Raw genomic sequence first — 16758 nt, 5'->3', positions numbered from 1 at the left:
AATCGTCAGACTACGCAATCTGTCAGGTCTTGCGCGATCCGATGTCACCCTCGGTGTTGTTTTCCGACACGTATGTGCGTATCGCAGCCAGGCCGGTTGCCGCGTGCGTGGCGTCGCGGCGCTCGCACCAGTCGGGCGGCGCGAACAGCGCGGCCAGCCGCGAGCGCCAGTCGGGCATGCGCGAGCAGTCGCGCGCCATCGCCAGCCATTCGTGAAAGCTCGCCTTAAGCGGGTTGTAGGTGTCGAGCGGCTTGACGATGCCGTAGATGGGCGGCGCGTGCGCGTCTTCCTCGACGTAGCTGCCGAACAGGCGATCCCAGATCGCAAGCACGCCTGCGTAATTACGATCGATGTACTGCGCATTGCGCGCGTGATGGATGCGGTGCATCGACGGCGTGTTGAACACGTACTCGAGCCAGCCGAGCTTGCCGACGGTTTGCGTATGCACGAAGAACTGGAACGCGAGATTGACGAGCACGATGCCGACGATCTGCATCGGCGGGAAGCCGATCACGGCGAGCGGGATCCAGAAGACCCACATGCCCGCGACCGGATACATGAGGCTCTGGCGGAACGCGGTGGAGAAGTTGAGCCGCTCCGACGAGTGATGGACGACGTGCGCGGCCCATAGCCATCGCACGCGATGGCTGGCGCGGTGGAACACGTAATAGAGCAGATCCTGCGCGGCGAACAGCGCGAGCCACGCGCCAATGCCGGGCTGCCACGAGACGATGCGCCAATGCTGGTAGACGTACGCGTAGACGGGAATGGCGACAAGCCAGGCGAGCTTGTCGGCGCCCTGATGCATGAGCGCGAGCGCGGCGTTGCAGAGCGTGTCGGGCCAGCTATAGAGCGCGGCGCCGGGGCGCGTGCGGGCGAGGTGCCACGCCTCCCAGCCGATGCAGGCGAGAAAGACGGGCGCGAGGGCGAGCAGCAGCCATTCAGCGTCGAACTGCACGAATCCCGTTCTCCTTGTCCCTTGAGCGGCGCTGGCGAGTCAGCGCCGCGATGTTGTGTGTGTCTCGATAGGCATATTCCGACGCGCCAATCGACTGTGCCCGTCAGAGTACACGCCCGACGCGCACGGCGCGCGGGGCTTTGCTAGAGGAAAGCTTCGATCGGAGCGCCCGGCGTGAGGGGGATGGGGGAGAGAGAAGGAGGGATGCGCAGGCGCGGATTCGCGCATCGAATTTGTGCGGGAAGCGGGCGCGCCAGGACCGGCTGGCGCGCCCGGACGATCAATGCGCGCCGCGCGTCCGCTTCACGACCCTGGTGGTCTTTTCCGCTTTCGTGGCGTGCCTGGCTTTGGCCTTCGACGCACGCTTCGGATGCGGATCGACATACACGGGCTTCTCCTCCGGCATGCCCTGATAGACCCATTCGAGCAGCGCGTCGTGCGCGGCGCGCGCGGCTTCGGCGCGCGGATCGTTGATGAGGCTCACGACGATCCAGGTCTCGCCGTTCTGGGCGGCCACGTAGCCCGCGATCGCGCGCACGTCGCGCAGCGTGCCGGTCTTGATGTGCGCGTTGCCGTCGACGCCCGCGTTGTTCAGGCGATTGCGCATGGTGCCGTCCACGCCCGCGATCGGCAGCGAGTCGATGAACGGCTGCGCCACCGGGCTCGCATTGGCGGCTTGCAGCAGATTCGCGAGCGAGAGTGCGCTGATGTGCTCTTCGCGCGAGAGGCCGCAGCCGTTGTCGAGCACGAGATCGGGCATGTTCAGGCCGCTCTTGCGCAGGAACGCCGTGACGGCGGCTGCGGCCTTCGCCGTGGTCGCGGGCGGCTTGCCGGCGACCGCGCCGAGCGTGAGGAACAGATTGCGCGCCATCACGTTATTGCTGAACTTGTTGATGTCGTGCACGACGTCCGAGAGCGGCGGGCTTTGATGCACGGCGATCGGACGCGAGCGCGGCGGCACGACGCCTTCGCGCGTCGTCCCCTCGAAGCTGCCGCCGGCCTGCTGCCAGAGCGCGAGAAAGCCGTCGGCGAAGAAGGTGCTGTGATCGACGGGCGCGGCCATGTTGAGCGTGCGCTCGCCGCAGCGCGTCGCGTAGTTGCCCGCGAAGCTCGCCGTGACCACGCCGTTCGCGCCCGGCGTGACCTGCGGGCTCGGCAGCAGGCCGCCGCATTTGCCGCCGCGCTCGCGGATCTGGTTGTCGATCTGCCATTGCGCGACGGGCGGCACCACGTTGACCGACACGCCGTCGTGCGATGGTGCGAACGTGAACGAGACCGCCTTGAACGCGTACATCAGCGGATCGGGGCCGACGTTGTACGGTGCGCTGTCGTCGCCGTCGAACGAGGGCAGGTCGCGAGTAGACACGTCGAATTCGCTCTTGTCGAGCACGAGCGCGCCTTCGATGCGCACGATGCCGGTCGCGCGAATCTTCTGCACCAGATCGATCAGCTCTTCGGGAACGAGCTTCGGGTCGCCGGTGCCCTTGATATAGAGATTGCCGTGCAGCGTGCCGCTCGCGTCCACTTCGCCGTCGGTGTAGGCGCTGGTCTTCCAGCGGTAGTCGGGCCCGAGCATCGAGAGGCCGCTCCAGGTGGTGACGAGCTTCATCGTCGAGGCGGGCATCATCGGCTGGCCCGCGTTGACGGCCACGCTCGGCTGTCGGTCGCCCACTTTCTCGATCACCACGCTCACCGACGAAAGCGGTACGTGTGCGCGCTCGAGCCCTGCCATCACGCCCGGCGGCAGGACGGTGCTGACGTTGACGGCGGGCACGCGCCCACCCTGGTGCTGGGCGGGCAGCGGTTCGCCCTGGGCTTGCGCCAGGGCCGGCGTGCCGGCAAAGGAGGTGGCGAGCGCCGCGCAGGCGAGGATGAGCGCGAGGGGGCGAGTAAATTGACGTGCAAGCGAACGAGGGGTGTTCGGGCAGAACCGGGTACGTAGACGGGACAGCGAGATGGGCAGCAAAACGGGCGGCATGAAGAGCGTTGGACGAGAAAGGGGGCGTTCGCATCGCGGCGCCGCGCGCCGCAAAAGCGCACATTGTAAAGACCTCGCGTGGCGTGCGCGCATCGCCGGCGAGAAATGTGGGAAAAGGTCGCGCGGGCGCAGGGCTGGACCACCCATGCACGCGCGTCGTTCTCGCGGGTGGTGCGGGGCGAGGCGCTAGAATGCAGCCATCTTCATTCACTTCGAGCTTCAAGCGCGGTGCCGCGAGCGCCGCCTTGCCAATTCATTACGATGCGCATACTGCTAGTCGAAGATGACCGCATGATCGCCGAGGGCGTGCGCAAGGCGCTGCGCGGCGAAGGCTTCGCGGTCGACTGGGTCGAGGACGGCGAGGCCGCGCTCTCGGTCGCGAGCGCCGACTCCTACGATCTGATCCTGCTCGATCTCGGGCTGCCCAAGCGCGATGGCCTCGACGTGCTGCGCACCTTGCGCGCGCGCGGCGTGGCGCTGCCGGTGCTGATCCTCACCGCGCGCGACGCCATCGCCGACCGCGTGAAAGGTCTCGATGCCGGCGCCGACGACTACCTCATCAAGCCCTTCGATCTCGACGAACTGGGCGCGCGCATGCGCGCGCTGATCCGCCGCCAGTCGGGCCGCAGCGAGTCCACCATCCGCCACGGCTCGATCACGCTCGATCCCGCCTCGCACCAGGTGACTCAGGACGGCGCGCCCGTCGCGCTCTCGGCGCGCGAGTTCGCGTTGCTGGAGGCGCTGCTCGCGCGTCCCGGCGCGGTGCTCTCCAAGACCCAGCTCGAAGAGAAGATGTACGGCTGGGGCGAGGAGATCGGCAGCAACACGGTCGAGGTCTACATCCACGCGCTGCGCAAGAAGCTCGGCGCCGACCTGATCCGCAACGTGCGCGGCCTCGGCTACATGATCGCGAAAGACGCGTGAGGACGAGCGCCCGCTTGATGAGTTCCGAATGAGTTCGATCCGACGACAACTGCTGTTCTGGCTGCTCGCGATCGTGGTCGCGGGCGTGGGCCTCGCGGGCTGGCTGATCTACCGCCAGGCGCTCGCCGAAGCCAATGAGCTGTTCGATTACCAGTTGCAGGAGATTGCCGCTGCGCTGCCTTCCGAGCCGTTCAACGAGATTCTAAGCTCGCGCGACACCGGCACCGAGGGCATCGTTCTGCAGATCTGGAACCGCAACGGCGAGCTGATGTACTACTCGCATCCGCGCGCGCCGCTCGCGCCGCGCGCGGAGCTCGGCTTTTCGACCGAGCGCACCGACCGCGGCGACTGGCGCGTCTATGGCGCGATCGTCGGCGACAACGTCGTGCAGCTCGCCCAGCCAATGACGGTGCGCAACCGGCTCGCCGCAAACGTCGCGCTGCGCACGCTCTGGCCGCTGATCGTCCTGCTGCCGTTCCTCGGGCTCGCCGTGTGGCAGGTGGTGGGGCGCGGACTCAAGCCGCTTTCGCGCGTGGCGCTCGCGCTCGATACGCGCCACCCCGAGGCGCTCGAGCCGCTGCCCGAGCAGCGCCTGCCGCGTGAAGTGATGCCGCTCGTGCATGCGCTCAACGCGCTGCTCGAACGCCTTGCCCAGGCGCTCGATACACAAAAGGCCTTCGTGGCCGACGCCGCGCACGAACTGCGCACGCCGCTCGCGGCGGTGCAGATTCAGGCGCAACTCGTTGCGCGCGCAAGGGATGATGAAACGCGCCGCGAAGCGCTCGTCGATCTGCAAGCGGGCGTGACGCGCGCCACGCGTCTTGCCGAGCAACTGCTTGCGCTCGCGCGCTCGGAGCCCGACGGCCACGCGCGTGAGCAAAGCGTCGACCTGCATGCGCTGCTAGATGATTGCGTGCTCAACTATGCGCCGCTCGCGCAGCAGCGCGGCGTGGATCTCGGCATCGAGGAGAGCGTCGACGCGCACGTGCATGGCGATGCCGACGCCTTGCGCGTGATGTTCAACAACCTGCTCGACAACGCGACGAAATACACGCCCGCGGGTGGCCGCGTGGACGTGAGCCTGATCGTGGACGATGGCCATCCGCTCGTGCGCATCGACGACAGCGGGCCAGGCATTCCCGTCGACGAACGCTCGCGCGTGTTCGATCGCTTTTATCGCGTGGGTGCGAGCGCGAGCCGCGCGCCAACGGACGTATCGGGCACGGGGCTCGGTCTTGCGATCGTGCGCCGCATTGCCGACCAGCACGAGGCCACCATCACGCTCGGTGATTCGCCGGCGAGCGGGTTGCGGGTGGACGTGCGGTTTTGAGATCGCGAGTCATTTCGGAAATCCCGCAATCGCCCGGTGCACGGGCGTTTGCGGCGAAGTTCCCCGCTTAAGACTCCTTTAAGCGATAGCGCTTAATCTTCGTTACGTCGTGACAGTATCCCGCGCAAGGAGTCCGCTATGAATACCAAAGTCTTTACCCGCAGTGCCGTGGCCATTGCCGTTGCAGTCGCGTTGTCGGCGGGCTATGTGGCCGGGCGCCGCGACGTGCCGCCGCCGCAGGTGATCACCCCGGCGCAGGCCGCGATGATGCCCGCCGAGGCCGCTGCCAAGACCGGCATTCCGGACTTCTCGGGCCTCGTGGAAACCTACGGCCCGGCCGTCGTCAACATCAGTGCGAAGCATGTGGTGAAGCAGGCCTCCATGCGCGGCGGGGCGCAGCAACTGCCGATCGATCCGGGCGATCCGTTCTACCAGTTCTTCAAGCACTTCTACGGCGGCGTGCCCGGCATGGGCGGCGACGGCGGCGGCATGCAGCCCGACACGCCTAGCTCGAGTCTCGGCTCGGGCTTCGTCATCAGCCCGGACGGCTACATTCTCACGAACGCGCACGTTGTGGACGGCGCGAACGTCGTGACCGTGAAGCTCACCGACAAGCGCGAATTCAAGGCCAAGGTCGTGGGCGCGGACAAGCAGTCCGACGTCGCCGTGCTCAAGATCGACGCGAAGGATCTGCCCACCGTGAAGATCGGCGACCCGCGCCAGAGCAAGGTCGGCCAGTGGGTGGTGGCGATCGGCTCGCCGTATGGCTTCGACAACACCGTGACCTCGGGCATCATCAGCGCGAAGTCGCGCTCGCTGCCCGACGAGAACTACACGCCGTTCATCCAGACCGACGTGCCGGTGAACCCCGGCAACTCGGGCGGCCCGCTGTTCAATCTGCAGGGCGAAGTCATCGGCATCAACTCGATGATCTATTCGCAGACGGGCGGCTTCCAGGGCCTTTCGTTCGCAATCCCGATCAATGAGGCCATGAAGGTCAAGGACGAACTCGTCAAGACCGGTCATGTGAGCCGCGGCCGCCTCGGCGTGGCCGTGCAGTCGATGAACCAGACGCTCGCCGACTCGTTCGGCATGGACAAGCCGCGCGGCGCGCTGGTGAGTTCGGTGGACGCAAGCGGTCCGGCCGCGAAGGCGGGCCTGAAGCCCGGCGATGTGATTCTTGCCGTGAACGGCCAGGCGGTGGGCGATTCGGTCGACCTGCCTTCGCTGATCGCGGGCATGAAGCCGGGCACGAAGGCCGACATTCAGGTTTGGCGCGACAAGTCGACCAAGGACTTCACGGCGACCATCGGCGCGCTCACCGACAGCAAGCTCGCCTCGAACGACACGCCTCAGTCGCAGATGCAGGGGCGCCTCGGTGTTGCGGTGCGCCCGCTCTCGCCGCAAGAGAAGGGCAATGGCTCGATCGATCACGGCTTGCTGGTCGAGCAGGCGTCCGGCGCCGCGGAAAATGCCGGCATCCAGCCCGGCGACGTGATTCTCGCGGTGAACGGCCGCGCAGTGACGAGCCCCGACCAGCTCAAGCAGATGATCGCGCAAGCGGGTAACAGCATCGCACTCCTGATTCAGCGCGACGACGCGCAGATCTTCGTGCCGGTCGATCTCGGCTGAGCGCGGACCCTATTTTTTCACTGCCGCCGTGGGCTTCGCGCCCCGGCGGTAGTTTTCTTTTCAGCGTGTTGTTCATGCCTCACGAGTTGGGCATGCATTTTGCGCCGGTTCGATACCGAGGCAATTTGTAAGGAGCATTCACGATGAAGAGGTTCCATCAAACGCGTCCAGTTCTTTCGATCGTTGCGATTGCGGCGACCCTGACACTCGGTTTCGCGGGCGTCGCGGCAGCGCAGCAAGGCAGCGCGCCGGTGCAGCAGGTGCCGATGCCGCAAGAGAACGCGCCGGCGCAGCAAATGCCGGCGCAGCAAATGCCGGCGCAGCAAATGCCGATGCAGCAAGCACCAATGCAGCAAGCACCAATGCAGCAAATGCCAGCGCAGCAAGCGCCGATGCAGCCGATGCCAGCCCAGCAAGGCGGCGCCCACGGTGCAGTGAACGGCATGAATCCCGCGAACGGCGCAGTGGGCGGTTCGAGCACCGATATGTCGAGCGCCGGCAACACCAACGGCGGCGGCATGCCGCAAGTGCAGCAGCAAGGCAGCGTGGAGTTCGTGTCGGGCGGTGTCGGCCTCGACGAATCGAAGGCGCTGCAAGCGGCTCGGTCGCAGTGGCCGCTTTCCTTGCGCTTCACCGACCGCAGCGCCGAATTCCTTGCCGACGTGCGCGTGCAGATCGTCGACGCCCGTGGCGCGAGCGTGCTCGATGCGACTGCGCGCGGGCCGTACATGCTCGTGCGCGTGCGCCCGGGGCGCTATACCGTGCACGCGAGCCACAACGGCATCGACAAGACCAGTGCCGTGACGGTGGGCTCGAATGGCAGCGCCCGCGCATCGTTCATCTGGTAAGCCCTGGCGGCGCGCGGCAGCCGAATTCGCGCAAGCCCCCGGAGTTTCGCGGATAATGAAAACCACGGACTTGCCGTGAATTTCCTGGCACCGCTGCCGCGCGACCGGACCTTTTCGCCCCGGCGTGGCTGGGCCGGCAAGTTGACGATAGAACCGGCACGCCGTGCCGGGTGAGGCGCCGCGCGAAAGCGCGGCGGCGCCCATCGCTCAGGGAGCAGACCATGACGGTCGAACCGGATACCGGCCATCGCATCGACATCGTCGTGAACCGTCACCGCGTGCGCGTGATCCACGGCGGCATCACGATTGCCGATACGCTCGCGGCGCTCACGCTCGTCGAGACCGGCAATCCGGACGTGTTTTACTTCCCGCGCGCCGACGTGAACATGGCGCGGCTCGAACGCTCCACACGCACCGAAGCCTGCCCGCATAAGGGCAAGGCGTCCTTTTACCACCTGCGCACCGAGGATGGCTGCGTCGAGGACGCCGCATGGAGCTACGAGACGCCACTCGAGGCGGTGCGCGGCATCAAGGCTTATCTGGCGTTTCACGCCGGGCGCGTGGACCGCATCGATCAGACCTCCTGAGAAAGCGCCCGAGCGCTCGACTATTGATTGCCGTTTGATGCTCTCACCCGCCGAACGACCTGAAGGAACTTCTCGAACCGCCACCGGGGAGCCGCCATGGAACTGAACGATGCGTTGAGGATTCCGCTCGAGCCGTCTGCCGTCTGGCAGGCGCTGCAGGAGGTCGCGCTCGTGCGGGCGAGTCTGGAGCATTGCGAGTCGTTCAGGCGGCTCGGCCCCGGCGAGTATGCGATCACGCTGACCGTGCCACTCGGACCGCTGCGCGCGCGTTACGAAGTGCGCGCTCACATCGCCAGCGACGTTGCGACGGTGCCGCTCACGCCGCGCCGGGTGCTGAGCTTTCGCGCGCGCGCCGACGGCATCGGTTCGCTGCGCGGCCAGATCGACGTCGCACTGCGCGAGGAGGAACCGGCCGCGATGGGCAAGGGCGCGAGCACGCGCATCGACTATTCGGTGTGGGCCACGCTGACCGGGCCGCTGGGCGAACTGCCGCCGCGTCAGATCGAAAACGCGCTCCACGAACTCGCCGATGAGTTCTTCACCGAATTTTGCGCCGTGGTTGCGGCCAAGCATGGGCGGGCGCCGAACCGCGCGCGTGGCGAGGCGCCCCGGCGTCAGCATGTGTTTTTGCGGCCCATCAATCTCGCGGCGGTCGCGCGGCGTGCGCATCTGCTCCCGCAAGCGGGCGGCACGCTCTCGGGCCGCGCCGCGGGCACGCTTCATCACGAGCCTGCGCCGCACGTGATGCCGAACTGGGTTTGGGCCGCGATGATCTTTTTCGTCGCGCTGCTGTTTTACGTCGCGCGGCGTCTTGCGGAAGGCTGAGGCGGCGCGGCTTCACATCACCCTCACATTCTTTCACGTCCCCCGGAACTCCCGTCGCCATGCCGACGGCGAGGTCCTGAATGCCTCCACGAAATGCTGGCGCAGCGACGCGGCCGAACCAAAGCCCGCGCCCTGCGCGATGGCGTCGATCGGCTGGTCGGTGGTTTCGAGCAGTTGCTGCGCGCGGGCGAGCCGCTCGCCGAGCAGCCACGCGCTCACGGTGGCGCCTGTCGTCAGGCGGAATTGGCGGGTGAAGGTGCGGCGGCTCATGAGCGCGCGCTGCGCAAGCGAGTCGAGCGTATGCGGCGTGTCGAGATGAGCGCGGATCCAGTCGAGCAGGCTCGAGAGCCGGTCGCCGCGCCCGCGCGCCGCCACGGGTTGCTGCACGTACTGCGCCTGGCTGCCCTGGCGATGCGGCGGCACCACTAACCGCCGCGCCACGTAGTTGGCCGCCTGCGTGCCGGCGAGGCGCCGCAGCAGATGCAGGCAGCAGTCGAGACCCGCTGCCGTACCCGCCGAAGTGAGGATGTCGCCGTCGTCGACATAGAGGACATCGGGATCGAAGCGCACTTGCGGGAACTGGCGCGCGAAGGCGTCCGCGGCGGCCCAGTGCGTGGTGGCCGGGCGGCCGTCGAGCAAGCCCGCGTGCGCGAGCACGAAGGCGCCGAAACACAGGCCCACGAGCACCGCGCCGCGTGCGTGCGCCGCGCGCAGCGCTTCGCACAGCGCGCCGGGCGGCACTTCTTCGGCATCGCGCCAGCTTGGCACGACGACCACATCGGCGTGTTCGAGCGCTTCGAGGCCGCAGGACGCGCCGATCGTAAAGCCGGCCGTCGTCGCGAGCGGCCCCGGTTCCGCGGCGCAGACGATCAACTCGAACGGCGGCACGCCGCCTTCGGGGCGCGGTTCGCCAAACACGATGCACGGCACCGAGAGATGAAACGGGATGATGCGATCGAACGCGACCACGGCAATGCGGCGCGCGGCCGGCGCTGCTGCGGGCGTTGGGGTTGTCGTTGACGCTGTCGCGGTGGGTGCGGTGGCCGGCGTCGGGGTACGGGGAGCGGTGGGCATCGATCGCCTTGCGAGTCGGGGGGGGGTGAGCACGTATCATTCGCCCAGGTTTGGCCCAATTCTATCGAAAGTTGTCATTTGGGCCACTGTGCACGTCCGATGCGCCACCCGAGAATGCCTCCATCGCAGCCGGGTTGCCTGGCCGGCCGCGGATTCCATCGAGTTTCCACCCGGATTTCCCCCGGTTTTCTCGCCAGGCTCATATCGAAGAAGGAGGTATCGCCATGTCCGCAACTCCCCGCCGTGCGCTGATCATCATCGACGTGCAAAACGAATACGTCACCGGCGACCTGCCGATCGAATACCCGGACGTGCAGACGTCGCTCGCCAACGTGGGCCGCGCGATCGATGCCGCACGCGCCGCTGGCGTGCCGGTCGTGGTGGTGCAGAACTTCGCGCCCGTCGGGTCGCCGCTGTTCGCGCGCGGCAGCGTTGGCGCCGAGCTGCACCCCGTGGTGGCTTCGCGCCAGCGCGATCATTACGTGGAAAAGGCGTTGCCGAGCGCCTTCGCGGGCACCGATCTCTCCGCATGGCTCGCCGCGCACCACATTGACACGCTGGCTGTTGCCGGCTACATGACGCACAACTGCGACGCGTCCACGGTGTTCGATGCGACGCACGCGGGCCTCGCGGTCGAGTTCCTCGAGGACGCCTCGGGCTCGGTGCCCTACGAAAACGCGGCGGGCGCGGCGAGTGCCGAGGAGATCCATCGCGTGTTCAAGGTCGTGATGCACTCGCGCTTCGCGGCGGTCGCGAGCACCGATGCCTGGATTGCCGCGCTCGAAACGGGCGTGCCGCTGGAGCGCGACAACATTTACGCCTCGAATCAGCGCGCGCGGGCCAGCCAGGTGGCGGCTTGATATGGCAGTGATGCCGGATTGATGCCGGACTGATCCCGGCAGGCGGAGGCAGAGCGTCCTCGCGGGCCGCCGCACCCGGACGGGCCGCTATTCCGTCGCCGCCGGAGCGACGCGCAGCGCCGGGCTGTAGCGCAGCGCGTCGAGCATGGCCTCGACGTGCCGCTCCGCGTTGTGCGCCACGTCGAACATATCGGGCAGGATCGCCATGTCGCGCAGCGCGCCGGTGATGAACGAGTGCAGCACGCGCGTCGCGCGCGGGGCGTCGAGATCGGCGGGCAACTGCCCCTTGGACATCGCGTTGCGCAAGCCTTCCTCGATGCGCACGAGGCCCTCGCGCATATTGCCCTGATGGCGCGCCATGACCGGGCCCATTTCCTCCACGAACTCGCACTTCAGAAACAGGATCTCGAACACGCGCCGGCGCTTCGCGTCGGTGGCGGTGTCGCGCAGGCACAGCACGCACAGGTCCTTGATGCGCCCGAGCGGGTCGGGCTCGTCCGGGTCGACCGTGGCCGCCTTCATCTCGTCGAGCGGCAGCACCACGCGGTCGAACATGGCGGTAAAGAGGTCGCCCTTGTTCTCGAAATGCCAGTAGATCGCCCCGCGCGTGACGCCGGCGGCCTGGGCGATGTCGGCGAGCGAGCTGCGCGATACGCCTTTTTCGAAAAAGACGTGCTCTGCGGCATCGAGAATGCGGTTGCGCGTCTCCAGCGCTTCCTCTTTCGTGCGTCGGACCATGGAGGTTACTGCTCAATATGTGGGTTATCGGGGAAAGAAAGCATATAAGAGCCGGATCAGCAATGTATTAATTTGTAATACACACGTCGTGTGCCGAACGCTCTTATGCAGCCTCGGAATCGGAACGATTTGTTCTTATACATTCATTCGCGAATGTATCTATAATACCACCCCACCACCTGGATGCCTCAAGAATTGATGTCCGGTTAATATCCGTCACTGGCCACTAGTCGTAGAAACCCCAGTGCGCGCCGTTTGCTTACGTTGTGCGCCAAAACGAAGTCGCCCGGACGGATGTTGTGCAAACCGGTATCGCGCCATTCCTGAAGCACCGGGTTATCCGTCAGTTATTGCAGATGCTGGCGTGTGCCGCCGTTCTTCCTCACGAAGGAAGAACGCCGCACGCTTTTATTGTCAGTTATAGACAGAGGTTGCTCCATGCGCGTCGAACGGGTTCCATTCCGCCTAATCACCTTCGCGACGGCTGCCGTAGTGCTCGCAGCGTGCGGGCAAAAAAACACCGCTCCGCCGCCGCAAACCCCCGAAGTCGGCGTGATCGCCGTCCAGCCCACGTCCGTGCCTGTCGTGACCGAACTGCCGGGCCGCACCAATGCCTTCCTCGTCGCGCAGGTGCGCGCGCGGGTCGACGGCATCGTGCTGCGCCGCGAATTCACCGAGGGTTCAGTCGTGAAGGCGGGCCAGCGCCTGTACAAGATCGACCCGGCGCCGTACATCGCCATCCTCAATAACGCCAAGGCCTCGCTCGCGAAGGCGAAGGCGAATCTCGTCACGCAGAACGCGCTCGTCGCGCGCTACAAGGTGCTCGTCGCGGCCAACGCGGTCAGCAAGCAGGACTACGACAACGCCGTGGCCGCGCAAGGCCAGGCACAGGCCGATGTCGATGCGGGCAAGGCCGCGGTCGACACCGCGCAGATCAACCTTGGCTACACCGACGTGGTCTCGCCGATCACCGGCAAGGTCGGTATTTCGCAGGTCACGCCGGGCGCCTACGTGCAGGCGAGCCAGGCGACGCTGATGTCCACCGTGCAGCAAATGGACCCGGTATACGTGGACCTCACGCAGTCGAGCCTCGACGGCCTGAAGCTGCGCCGCGCCGTCGAAGCGGGGCGCCTGAAGACCAATGGGCCCGACGCGGCCAAGGTCTCACTCGTGCTCGAAGACGGCCGCACCTACTCGCAGCAGGGCAAGCTCCAGTTCACCGACGTCACGGTCGACCAGACCACCGGCTCGGTCACGATCCGCGCGCTGTTCCCGAACCCCGACCGCGTGCTGCTGCCCGGCATGTTCGTGCGCGCGCGCATCGACGAAGGCACCAACGAGCACGCGTTCCTCGTGCCGCAGGTGGGCGTGCAGCACGACCAGAAGGGCCAGGCCACGGTGCTGCTCGTCGACAAGGACAACAAGGTCGTGCCGCACGTCATTGTCACGTCGGGTACGCAGGGCCAGGACTGGGTCGTAGAAAGCGGCCTGAACGCGGGCGACCGCGTGATCGTGCAGGGCACCGAGAAGGTTCGCCCGGGCGCAACGGTGAAGGCGGTCGATGCGCATCTGCCGCCGCCGCCGCCGCCAGGCGCGCCTTCGGCGGACCAGGCGACGGCTGCGGGTCTCGCGGGCGCGAGCGGCGCTTCGGGGGCATCCGGAGCCGGCGCATCGGCGGCTCACGCTGCCTCCGTACCCGCTGCTTCCGCTGCGCAATAACAGGGAGCCTGCTTCATGGCAAAGTTCTTTATCGATCGCCCGATTTTTGCATGGGTGATCGCCATCATCCTGATGCTGGCGGGCGTGGCGTCGGTGTTCACGCTGCCGGTCGCGCAGTATCCGACCATCGCGCCGCCCTCCATTCAGATCAGCGCGAATTATCCGGGCGCATCGGCCAAGACGGTGGAAGACACGGTCACGCAGGTGATCGAGCAGCAGATGAGCGGTCTCGACCACTTGCTGTATCTTTCGTCCACTTCCGATGACTCGGGCACGGCCACTATCACGCTGACCTTCGCCGCCGGCACCAATCCGGACATCGCGCAGGTGCAGGTGCAGAACAAGCTGCAGCTCGCCACGCCGGTCCTGCCGCAGGTGGTGCAGCAGCTGGGCATCAGCGTCACGAAGTCGAGCAGCAGCTTCCTGCTCGTGCTCGCGTTCGTGTCGCAAGACGGCAGCATGAGCAAGTACGACCTCGCGAACTACGTGGCGTCGAACGTGAAGGACCCGATCAGCCGTATCGACGGCGTGGGTACGGTGACGCTGTTCGGCTCGCAGTACGCGATGCGCATCTGGATCGATCCGAACAAGCTCACGAACTACAACCTCACGCCATCGGACGTCTCGGCCGCGATCAGCGCGCAGAACGTGCAGATCGCGGGCGGCCAGCTGGGCGGCACGCCGTCGGTGGCGGGGCAGGCGTTCCAGGCGACCATCACCGAATCGACGCTGCTGCGCACGCCCGAGCAGTTCGGCAACATCCTGCTGAAGGTGAACCAGGACGGCTCGCAGGTGCGCTTGAAGGACGTGGCGCGAATTGCGCTCGGCGGCGAAACGTATAACTTCGATACGAAGTACAGCGGCGCGCCTACTGCGGGCCTCGGCATTCAGCTCGCGACGGGCGCCAACGCGCTGCAGACCGCGAAGCTCGTGCGCCAGAAGATCGACAGCCTCTCGAAGTACTTCCCGCACGGTCTCGTCGTGCAGTACCCGTACGACACCACGCCGTTCGTGCGCCTGTCGATCGAGGAAGTGATCAAGACGCTGCTCGAAGGCATCGTGCTGGTGTTCCTCGTGATGTACCTGTTCCTGCAGAACCTGCGCGCCACGCTGATTCCGACCATCGCGGTGCCGGTGGTGCTGCTGGGCACGTTCGCGATCATGGGGATGGTGGGCTTCTCCATCAATACGCTCTCGATGTTCGGCCTCGTGCTCGCCATCGGCCTGCTCGTGGACGATGCCATCGTGGTGGTGGAGAACGTCGAGCGGGTGATGGTGGAAGAGGGCCTGGGGCCGAAGGAAGCGACCAGGAAGGCGATGGGCCAGATCACCGGCGCACTCGTGGGCGTGGCGCTCGTGCTCTCCGCGGTGTTCGTGCCGGTGGCGTTTTCGGGCGGCTCGGTGGGCGCCATCTACCGGCAGTTCTCGCTCACGATCGTGGCGGCGATGGTGCTGTCCGTGCTCGTCGCGCTGATTCTCACGCCGGCGCTGTGCGCGACCATTCTCAAGCCGATCCCGAAGGGCCACCACGAAGAGAAGAAGGGCTTCTTCGGCTGGTTCAACCGCACCTTCGAGACGAGTCGCGACAAGTATCACAGCGGCGTGTATCACGTCATCAAGCGCTCGGGCCGCTGGCTCATCATCTATCTCGCGCTGATCGTCGCGGTCGGGCTGCTGTTCGTGCGCCTGCCGAAGTCGTTCCTGCCCGATGAAGACCAGGGCACGATGTTCGTGATCGTGCAGACGCCCTCGGGCTCGACCCAGGAAACCACGGCGCGCACGCTCGCCAACATCACGGATTACCTGCTCAAGGACGAAGGCAGCATCGTCGAGTCGGTGTTCACGGTGAACGGCTTCAGCTTCGCGGGCCGCGGCCAGAACTCGGGCCTCGCGTTCGTGAGGCTCAAGGACTACAAGGAGCGCCAGCACGCGGACCAGAAGGTGCAGGCGCTGGTGCACCGCATGTTCGCGCACTACGCGGGCTACAAGGACGCGATGGTGTTCCCGGTGAATCCGCCTTCGATTCCTGAACTGGGCACGGCCTCGGGCTTCGACTTCGAGTTGCAGGACCGCGGCGGTCTCGGCCACGAGAAGCTGATGGAAGCGCGCAACATGCTGCTCGGCATGGCGGCGAAGGATCCGTCGCTCGCGGTCGTGCGCCCGAACGGCCTGAACGACACGCCGCAGTACAAGGTGGACATCGACCGCGAGAAGGCGAATGCGCTCGGCGTGACGTCGGCTGCGATCGACCAGACCTTCTCGATCGCGTGGGCGTCGCAGTACGTGAACAACTTCCTCGATACGGACGGTCGTATCAAGAAGGTGTACGTGCAGTCCGACGCACCGTTCCGCATGACGCCAGACGATATGAACATCTGGTACGTGCGCAACGGCTCGGGCGGGATGGTGCCGTTCAGCGCGTTCGCGAGCGGCCACTGGACGTATGGCTCGCCCAAGCTCGAGCGCTATAACGGCATCTCGGCGATGGAAATCCAGGGTCAGGCGGCCCCGGGCAAGTCGACGGGCCAGGCCATGACGGCCATGGAGCAGATCGCGGCGAAGCTGCCCGCGGGCATCGGCTACGAGTGGACGGGCCTGTCGTTCCAGGAAATTCAGTCGGGTTCGCAGGCGCCGATTCTCTACGGCATCTCGATCCTCGTCGTGTTCCTGTGTCTCGCGGCGCTCTATGAGAGCTGGTCGATTCCGTTCGCGGTCATCATGGTGGTGCCGCTCGGCGTGCTCGGCGCGCTGCTCGCGGTGACGCTGCGCGGCCTCGAAAACGATGTGTTCTTCCAGGTGGGGCTCTTAACCACCGTCGGTCTCTCGGCGAAGAACGCGATTCTGATTGTGGAGTTCGCGCGAGATTTGCAGGCCGACGGGAAGATCGGACCGATCGAAGCGGCGCTCGAAGCTTCTCGACTGCGTCTGCGGCCGATTCTGATGACCTCGATGGCGTTCATTCTCGGCGTGCTGCCGCTCGCGATCAGTAACGGCGCGGGCTCGGCATCGCAGCACGCGATCGGCACGGGCGTGATCGGCGGGATGATCACCGCGACGTTCCTCGCGATCTTCATGATCCCGATGTTCTTCGTGGTGATCCGCGCGAAGTTCGCCGGCGAGAAGGAAGACGCCGACACGGCGCTTGCGCATTACGAAGAGCACCACGCGCACGACCATGACGACGAGAACGGCGGCAATGATGGCAAGGGCGGCGCGAATAGTGGTGGCAATGGCGGCGGCGGCAACAGCGGCGGCGGCAACGGCCAGGGCAAGGAAGGACATTGA

The 16758-nt window shown here is 66.2% G+C and carries 13 protein-coding genes; 9 read left to right on the top strand and 4 right to left on the bottom strand.

The genetic code is table 11. The features are described from left to right. Nucleotides 1-22: 22 nt before the first annotated feature. Together P5W99_RS12290 and dacB are read right to left on the bottom strand one after the other, a co-directional pair. Nucleotides 23-958 (bottom strand): sterol desaturase family protein, encoded by a 936-nt coding sequence (locus tag P5W99_RS12290; RefSeq protein ID WP_421024676.1) that lies wholly within the window; start codon nucleotides 956-958, stop codon nucleotides 23-25. Between the two features lie 280 nt (nucleotides 959-1238). Next, nucleotides 1239-2915 (bottom strand): D-alanyl-D-alanine carboxypeptidase/D-alanyl-D-alanine endopeptidase, encoded by a 1677-nt coding sequence (gene dacB, locus P5W99_RS12285; RefSeq protein ID WP_434662579.1) that lies wholly within the window; start codon nucleotides 2913-2915, stop codon nucleotides 1239-1241. Nucleotides 2916-3197: 282 nt separating this feature from the next. On the opposite strand from dacB, the gene P5W99_RS12280 reads away from it, so the two are divergent. From P5W99_RS12280 to P5W99_RS12255, 6 genes are all read left to right on the top strand, one after another. Next, nucleotides 3198-3860, top strand: coding sequence for a response regulator (locus P5W99_RS12280; RefSeq protein WP_035532497.1), 663 nt, complete (start codon nucleotides 3198-3200; stop codon nucleotides 3858-3860). Between the two features lie 28 nt (nucleotides 3861-3888). Next, a complete protein-coding gene (locus P5W99_RS12275) occupies nucleotides 3889-5190 on the top strand; it encodes an ATP-binding protein (protein ID WP_421024674.1) in 1302 nt (433 codons plus the stop codon). A 138-nt stretch (nucleotides 5191-5328) separates the two neighbouring features. Further along, nucleotides 5329-6822: a DegQ family serine endoprotease gene (locus P5W99_RS12270; protein ID WP_421024673.1), complete on the top strand. Its 1494-nt coding sequence runs from the start codon at nucleotides 5329-5331 to the stop codon at nucleotides 6820-6822. A 401-nt stretch (nucleotides 6823-7223) separates the two neighbouring features. Continuing rightward, nucleotides 7224-7670: a carboxypeptidase regulatory-like domain-containing protein gene (locus P5W99_RS12265; RefSeq protein WP_421025263.1), complete on the top strand. Its 447-nt coding sequence runs from the start codon at nucleotides 7224-7226 to the stop codon at nucleotides 7668-7670. 221 nt (nucleotides 7671-7891) lie between these two features. Continuing rightward, entirely contained in the window at nucleotides 7892-8257 is a 366-nt protein-coding gene (locus P5W99_RS12260; protein WP_421024672.1) for a DUF427 domain-containing protein, read from the top strand. 96 nt (nucleotides 8258-8353) lie between these two features. Further along, nucleotides 8354-9082, top strand: coding sequence for a CoxG family protein (locus tag P5W99_RS12255; protein WP_421024671.1), 729 nt, complete (start codon nucleotides 8354-8356; stop codon nucleotides 9080-9082). 33 nt (nucleotides 9083-9115) lie between these two features. Here P5W99_RS12255 and P5W99_RS12250 read toward each other — a convergent pair whose 3' ends face one another. Beyond that, nucleotides 9116-10156 carry a helix-turn-helix domain-containing protein gene (locus P5W99_RS12250; protein WP_421024670.1) on the bottom strand — a complete coding sequence of 347 codons (1041 nt, stop codon included), beginning with the start codon at nucleotides 10154-10156 and terminating at the stop codon, nucleotides 9116-9118. 224 nt (nucleotides 10157-10380) lie between these two features. On the opposite strand from P5W99_RS12250, the gene P5W99_RS12245 reads away from it, so the two are divergent. Next, on the top strand, nucleotides 10381-11016 hold the full coding sequence (locus P5W99_RS12245) for a cysteine hydrolase family protein (protein WP_421024669.1): 636 nt from the start codon (nucleotides 10381-10383) through the stop codon (nucleotides 11014-11016). Nucleotides 11017-11103: 87 nt separating this feature from the next. Here the strand turns inward: P5W99_RS12245 and P5W99_RS12240 are convergent, their stop codons facing one another. After that, nucleotides 11104-11754, bottom strand: coding sequence for a TetR family transcriptional regulator (locus P5W99_RS12240; RefSeq protein WP_421024668.1), 651 nt, complete (start codon nucleotides 11752-11754; stop codon nucleotides 11104-11106). A gap of 438 nt (nucleotides 11755-12192) precedes the next feature. On the opposite strand from P5W99_RS12240, the gene P5W99_RS12235 reads away from it, so the two are divergent. Both P5W99_RS12235 and P5W99_RS12230 read left to right on the top strand, forming a co-directional pair. Beyond that, nucleotides 12193-13473, top strand: coding sequence for an efflux RND transporter periplasmic adaptor subunit (locus P5W99_RS12235; protein ID WP_434660946.1), 1281 nt, complete (start codon nucleotides 12193-12195; stop codon nucleotides 13471-13473). 15 nt (nucleotides 13474-13488) lie between these two features. Further along, on the top strand, nucleotides 13489-16758 hold the full coding sequence (locus P5W99_RS12230; RefSeq protein ID WP_421024666.1) for an efflux RND transporter permease subunit: 3270 nt from the start codon (nucleotides 13489-13491) through the stop codon (nucleotides 16756-16758).

The organism is Paraburkholderia sp. A3BS-1L (genome assembly GCF_051125215.1).
Taxonomy (GTDB): domain Bacteria; phylum Pseudomonadota; class Gammaproteobacteria; order Burkholderiales; family Burkholderiaceae; genus Paraburkholderia.
This window is presented reverse-complemented; position numbering and strand designations above follow the sequence as displayed.

Coding starts and splice junctions, on each gene's coding strand:
- P5W99_RS12280 (WP_035532497.1), top strand. CDS start 3,198: ATGCGCATACTGCTAGTCGAAGATGACCGCATGATCGCCGAGGGCGTG.
- P5W99_RS12275 (WP_421024674.1), top strand. CDS start 3,889: ATGAGTTCGATCCGACGACAACTGCTGTTCTGGCTGCTCGCGATCGTG.
- P5W99_RS12270 (WP_421024673.1), top strand. CDS start 5,329: ATGAATACCAAAGTCTTTACCCGCAGTGCCGTGGCCATTGCCGTTGCA.
- P5W99_RS12265 (WP_421025263.1), top strand. CDS start 7,224: ATGCCAGCCCAGCAAGGCGGCGCCCACGGTGCAGTGAACGGCATGAAT.
- P5W99_RS12260 (WP_421024672.1), top strand. CDS start 7,892: ATGACGGTCGAACCGGATACCGGCCATCGCATCGACATCGTCGTGAAC.
- P5W99_RS12255 (WP_421024671.1), top strand. CDS start 8,354: ATGGAACTGAACGATGCGTTGAGGATTCCGCTCGAGCCGTCTGCCGTC.
- P5W99_RS12250 (WP_421024670.1), bottom strand. CDS start 10,156: ATGCCCACCGCTCCCCGTACCCCGACGCCGGCCACCGCACCCACCGCG.
- P5W99_RS12245 (WP_421024669.1), top strand. CDS start 10,381: ATGTCCGCAACTCCCCGCCGTGCGCTGATCATCATCGACGTGCAAAAC.
- P5W99_RS12240 (WP_421024668.1), bottom strand. CDS start 11,754: ATGGTCCGACGCACGAAAGAGGAAGCGCTGGAGACGCGCAACCGCATT.
- P5W99_RS12235 (WP_434660946.1), top strand. CDS start 12,193: ATGCGCGTCGAACGGGTTCCATTCCGCCTAATCACCTTCGCGACGGCT.
- P5W99_RS12230 (WP_421024666.1), top strand. CDS start 13,489: ATGGCAAAGTTCTTTATCGATCGCCCGATTTTTGCATGGGTGATCGCC.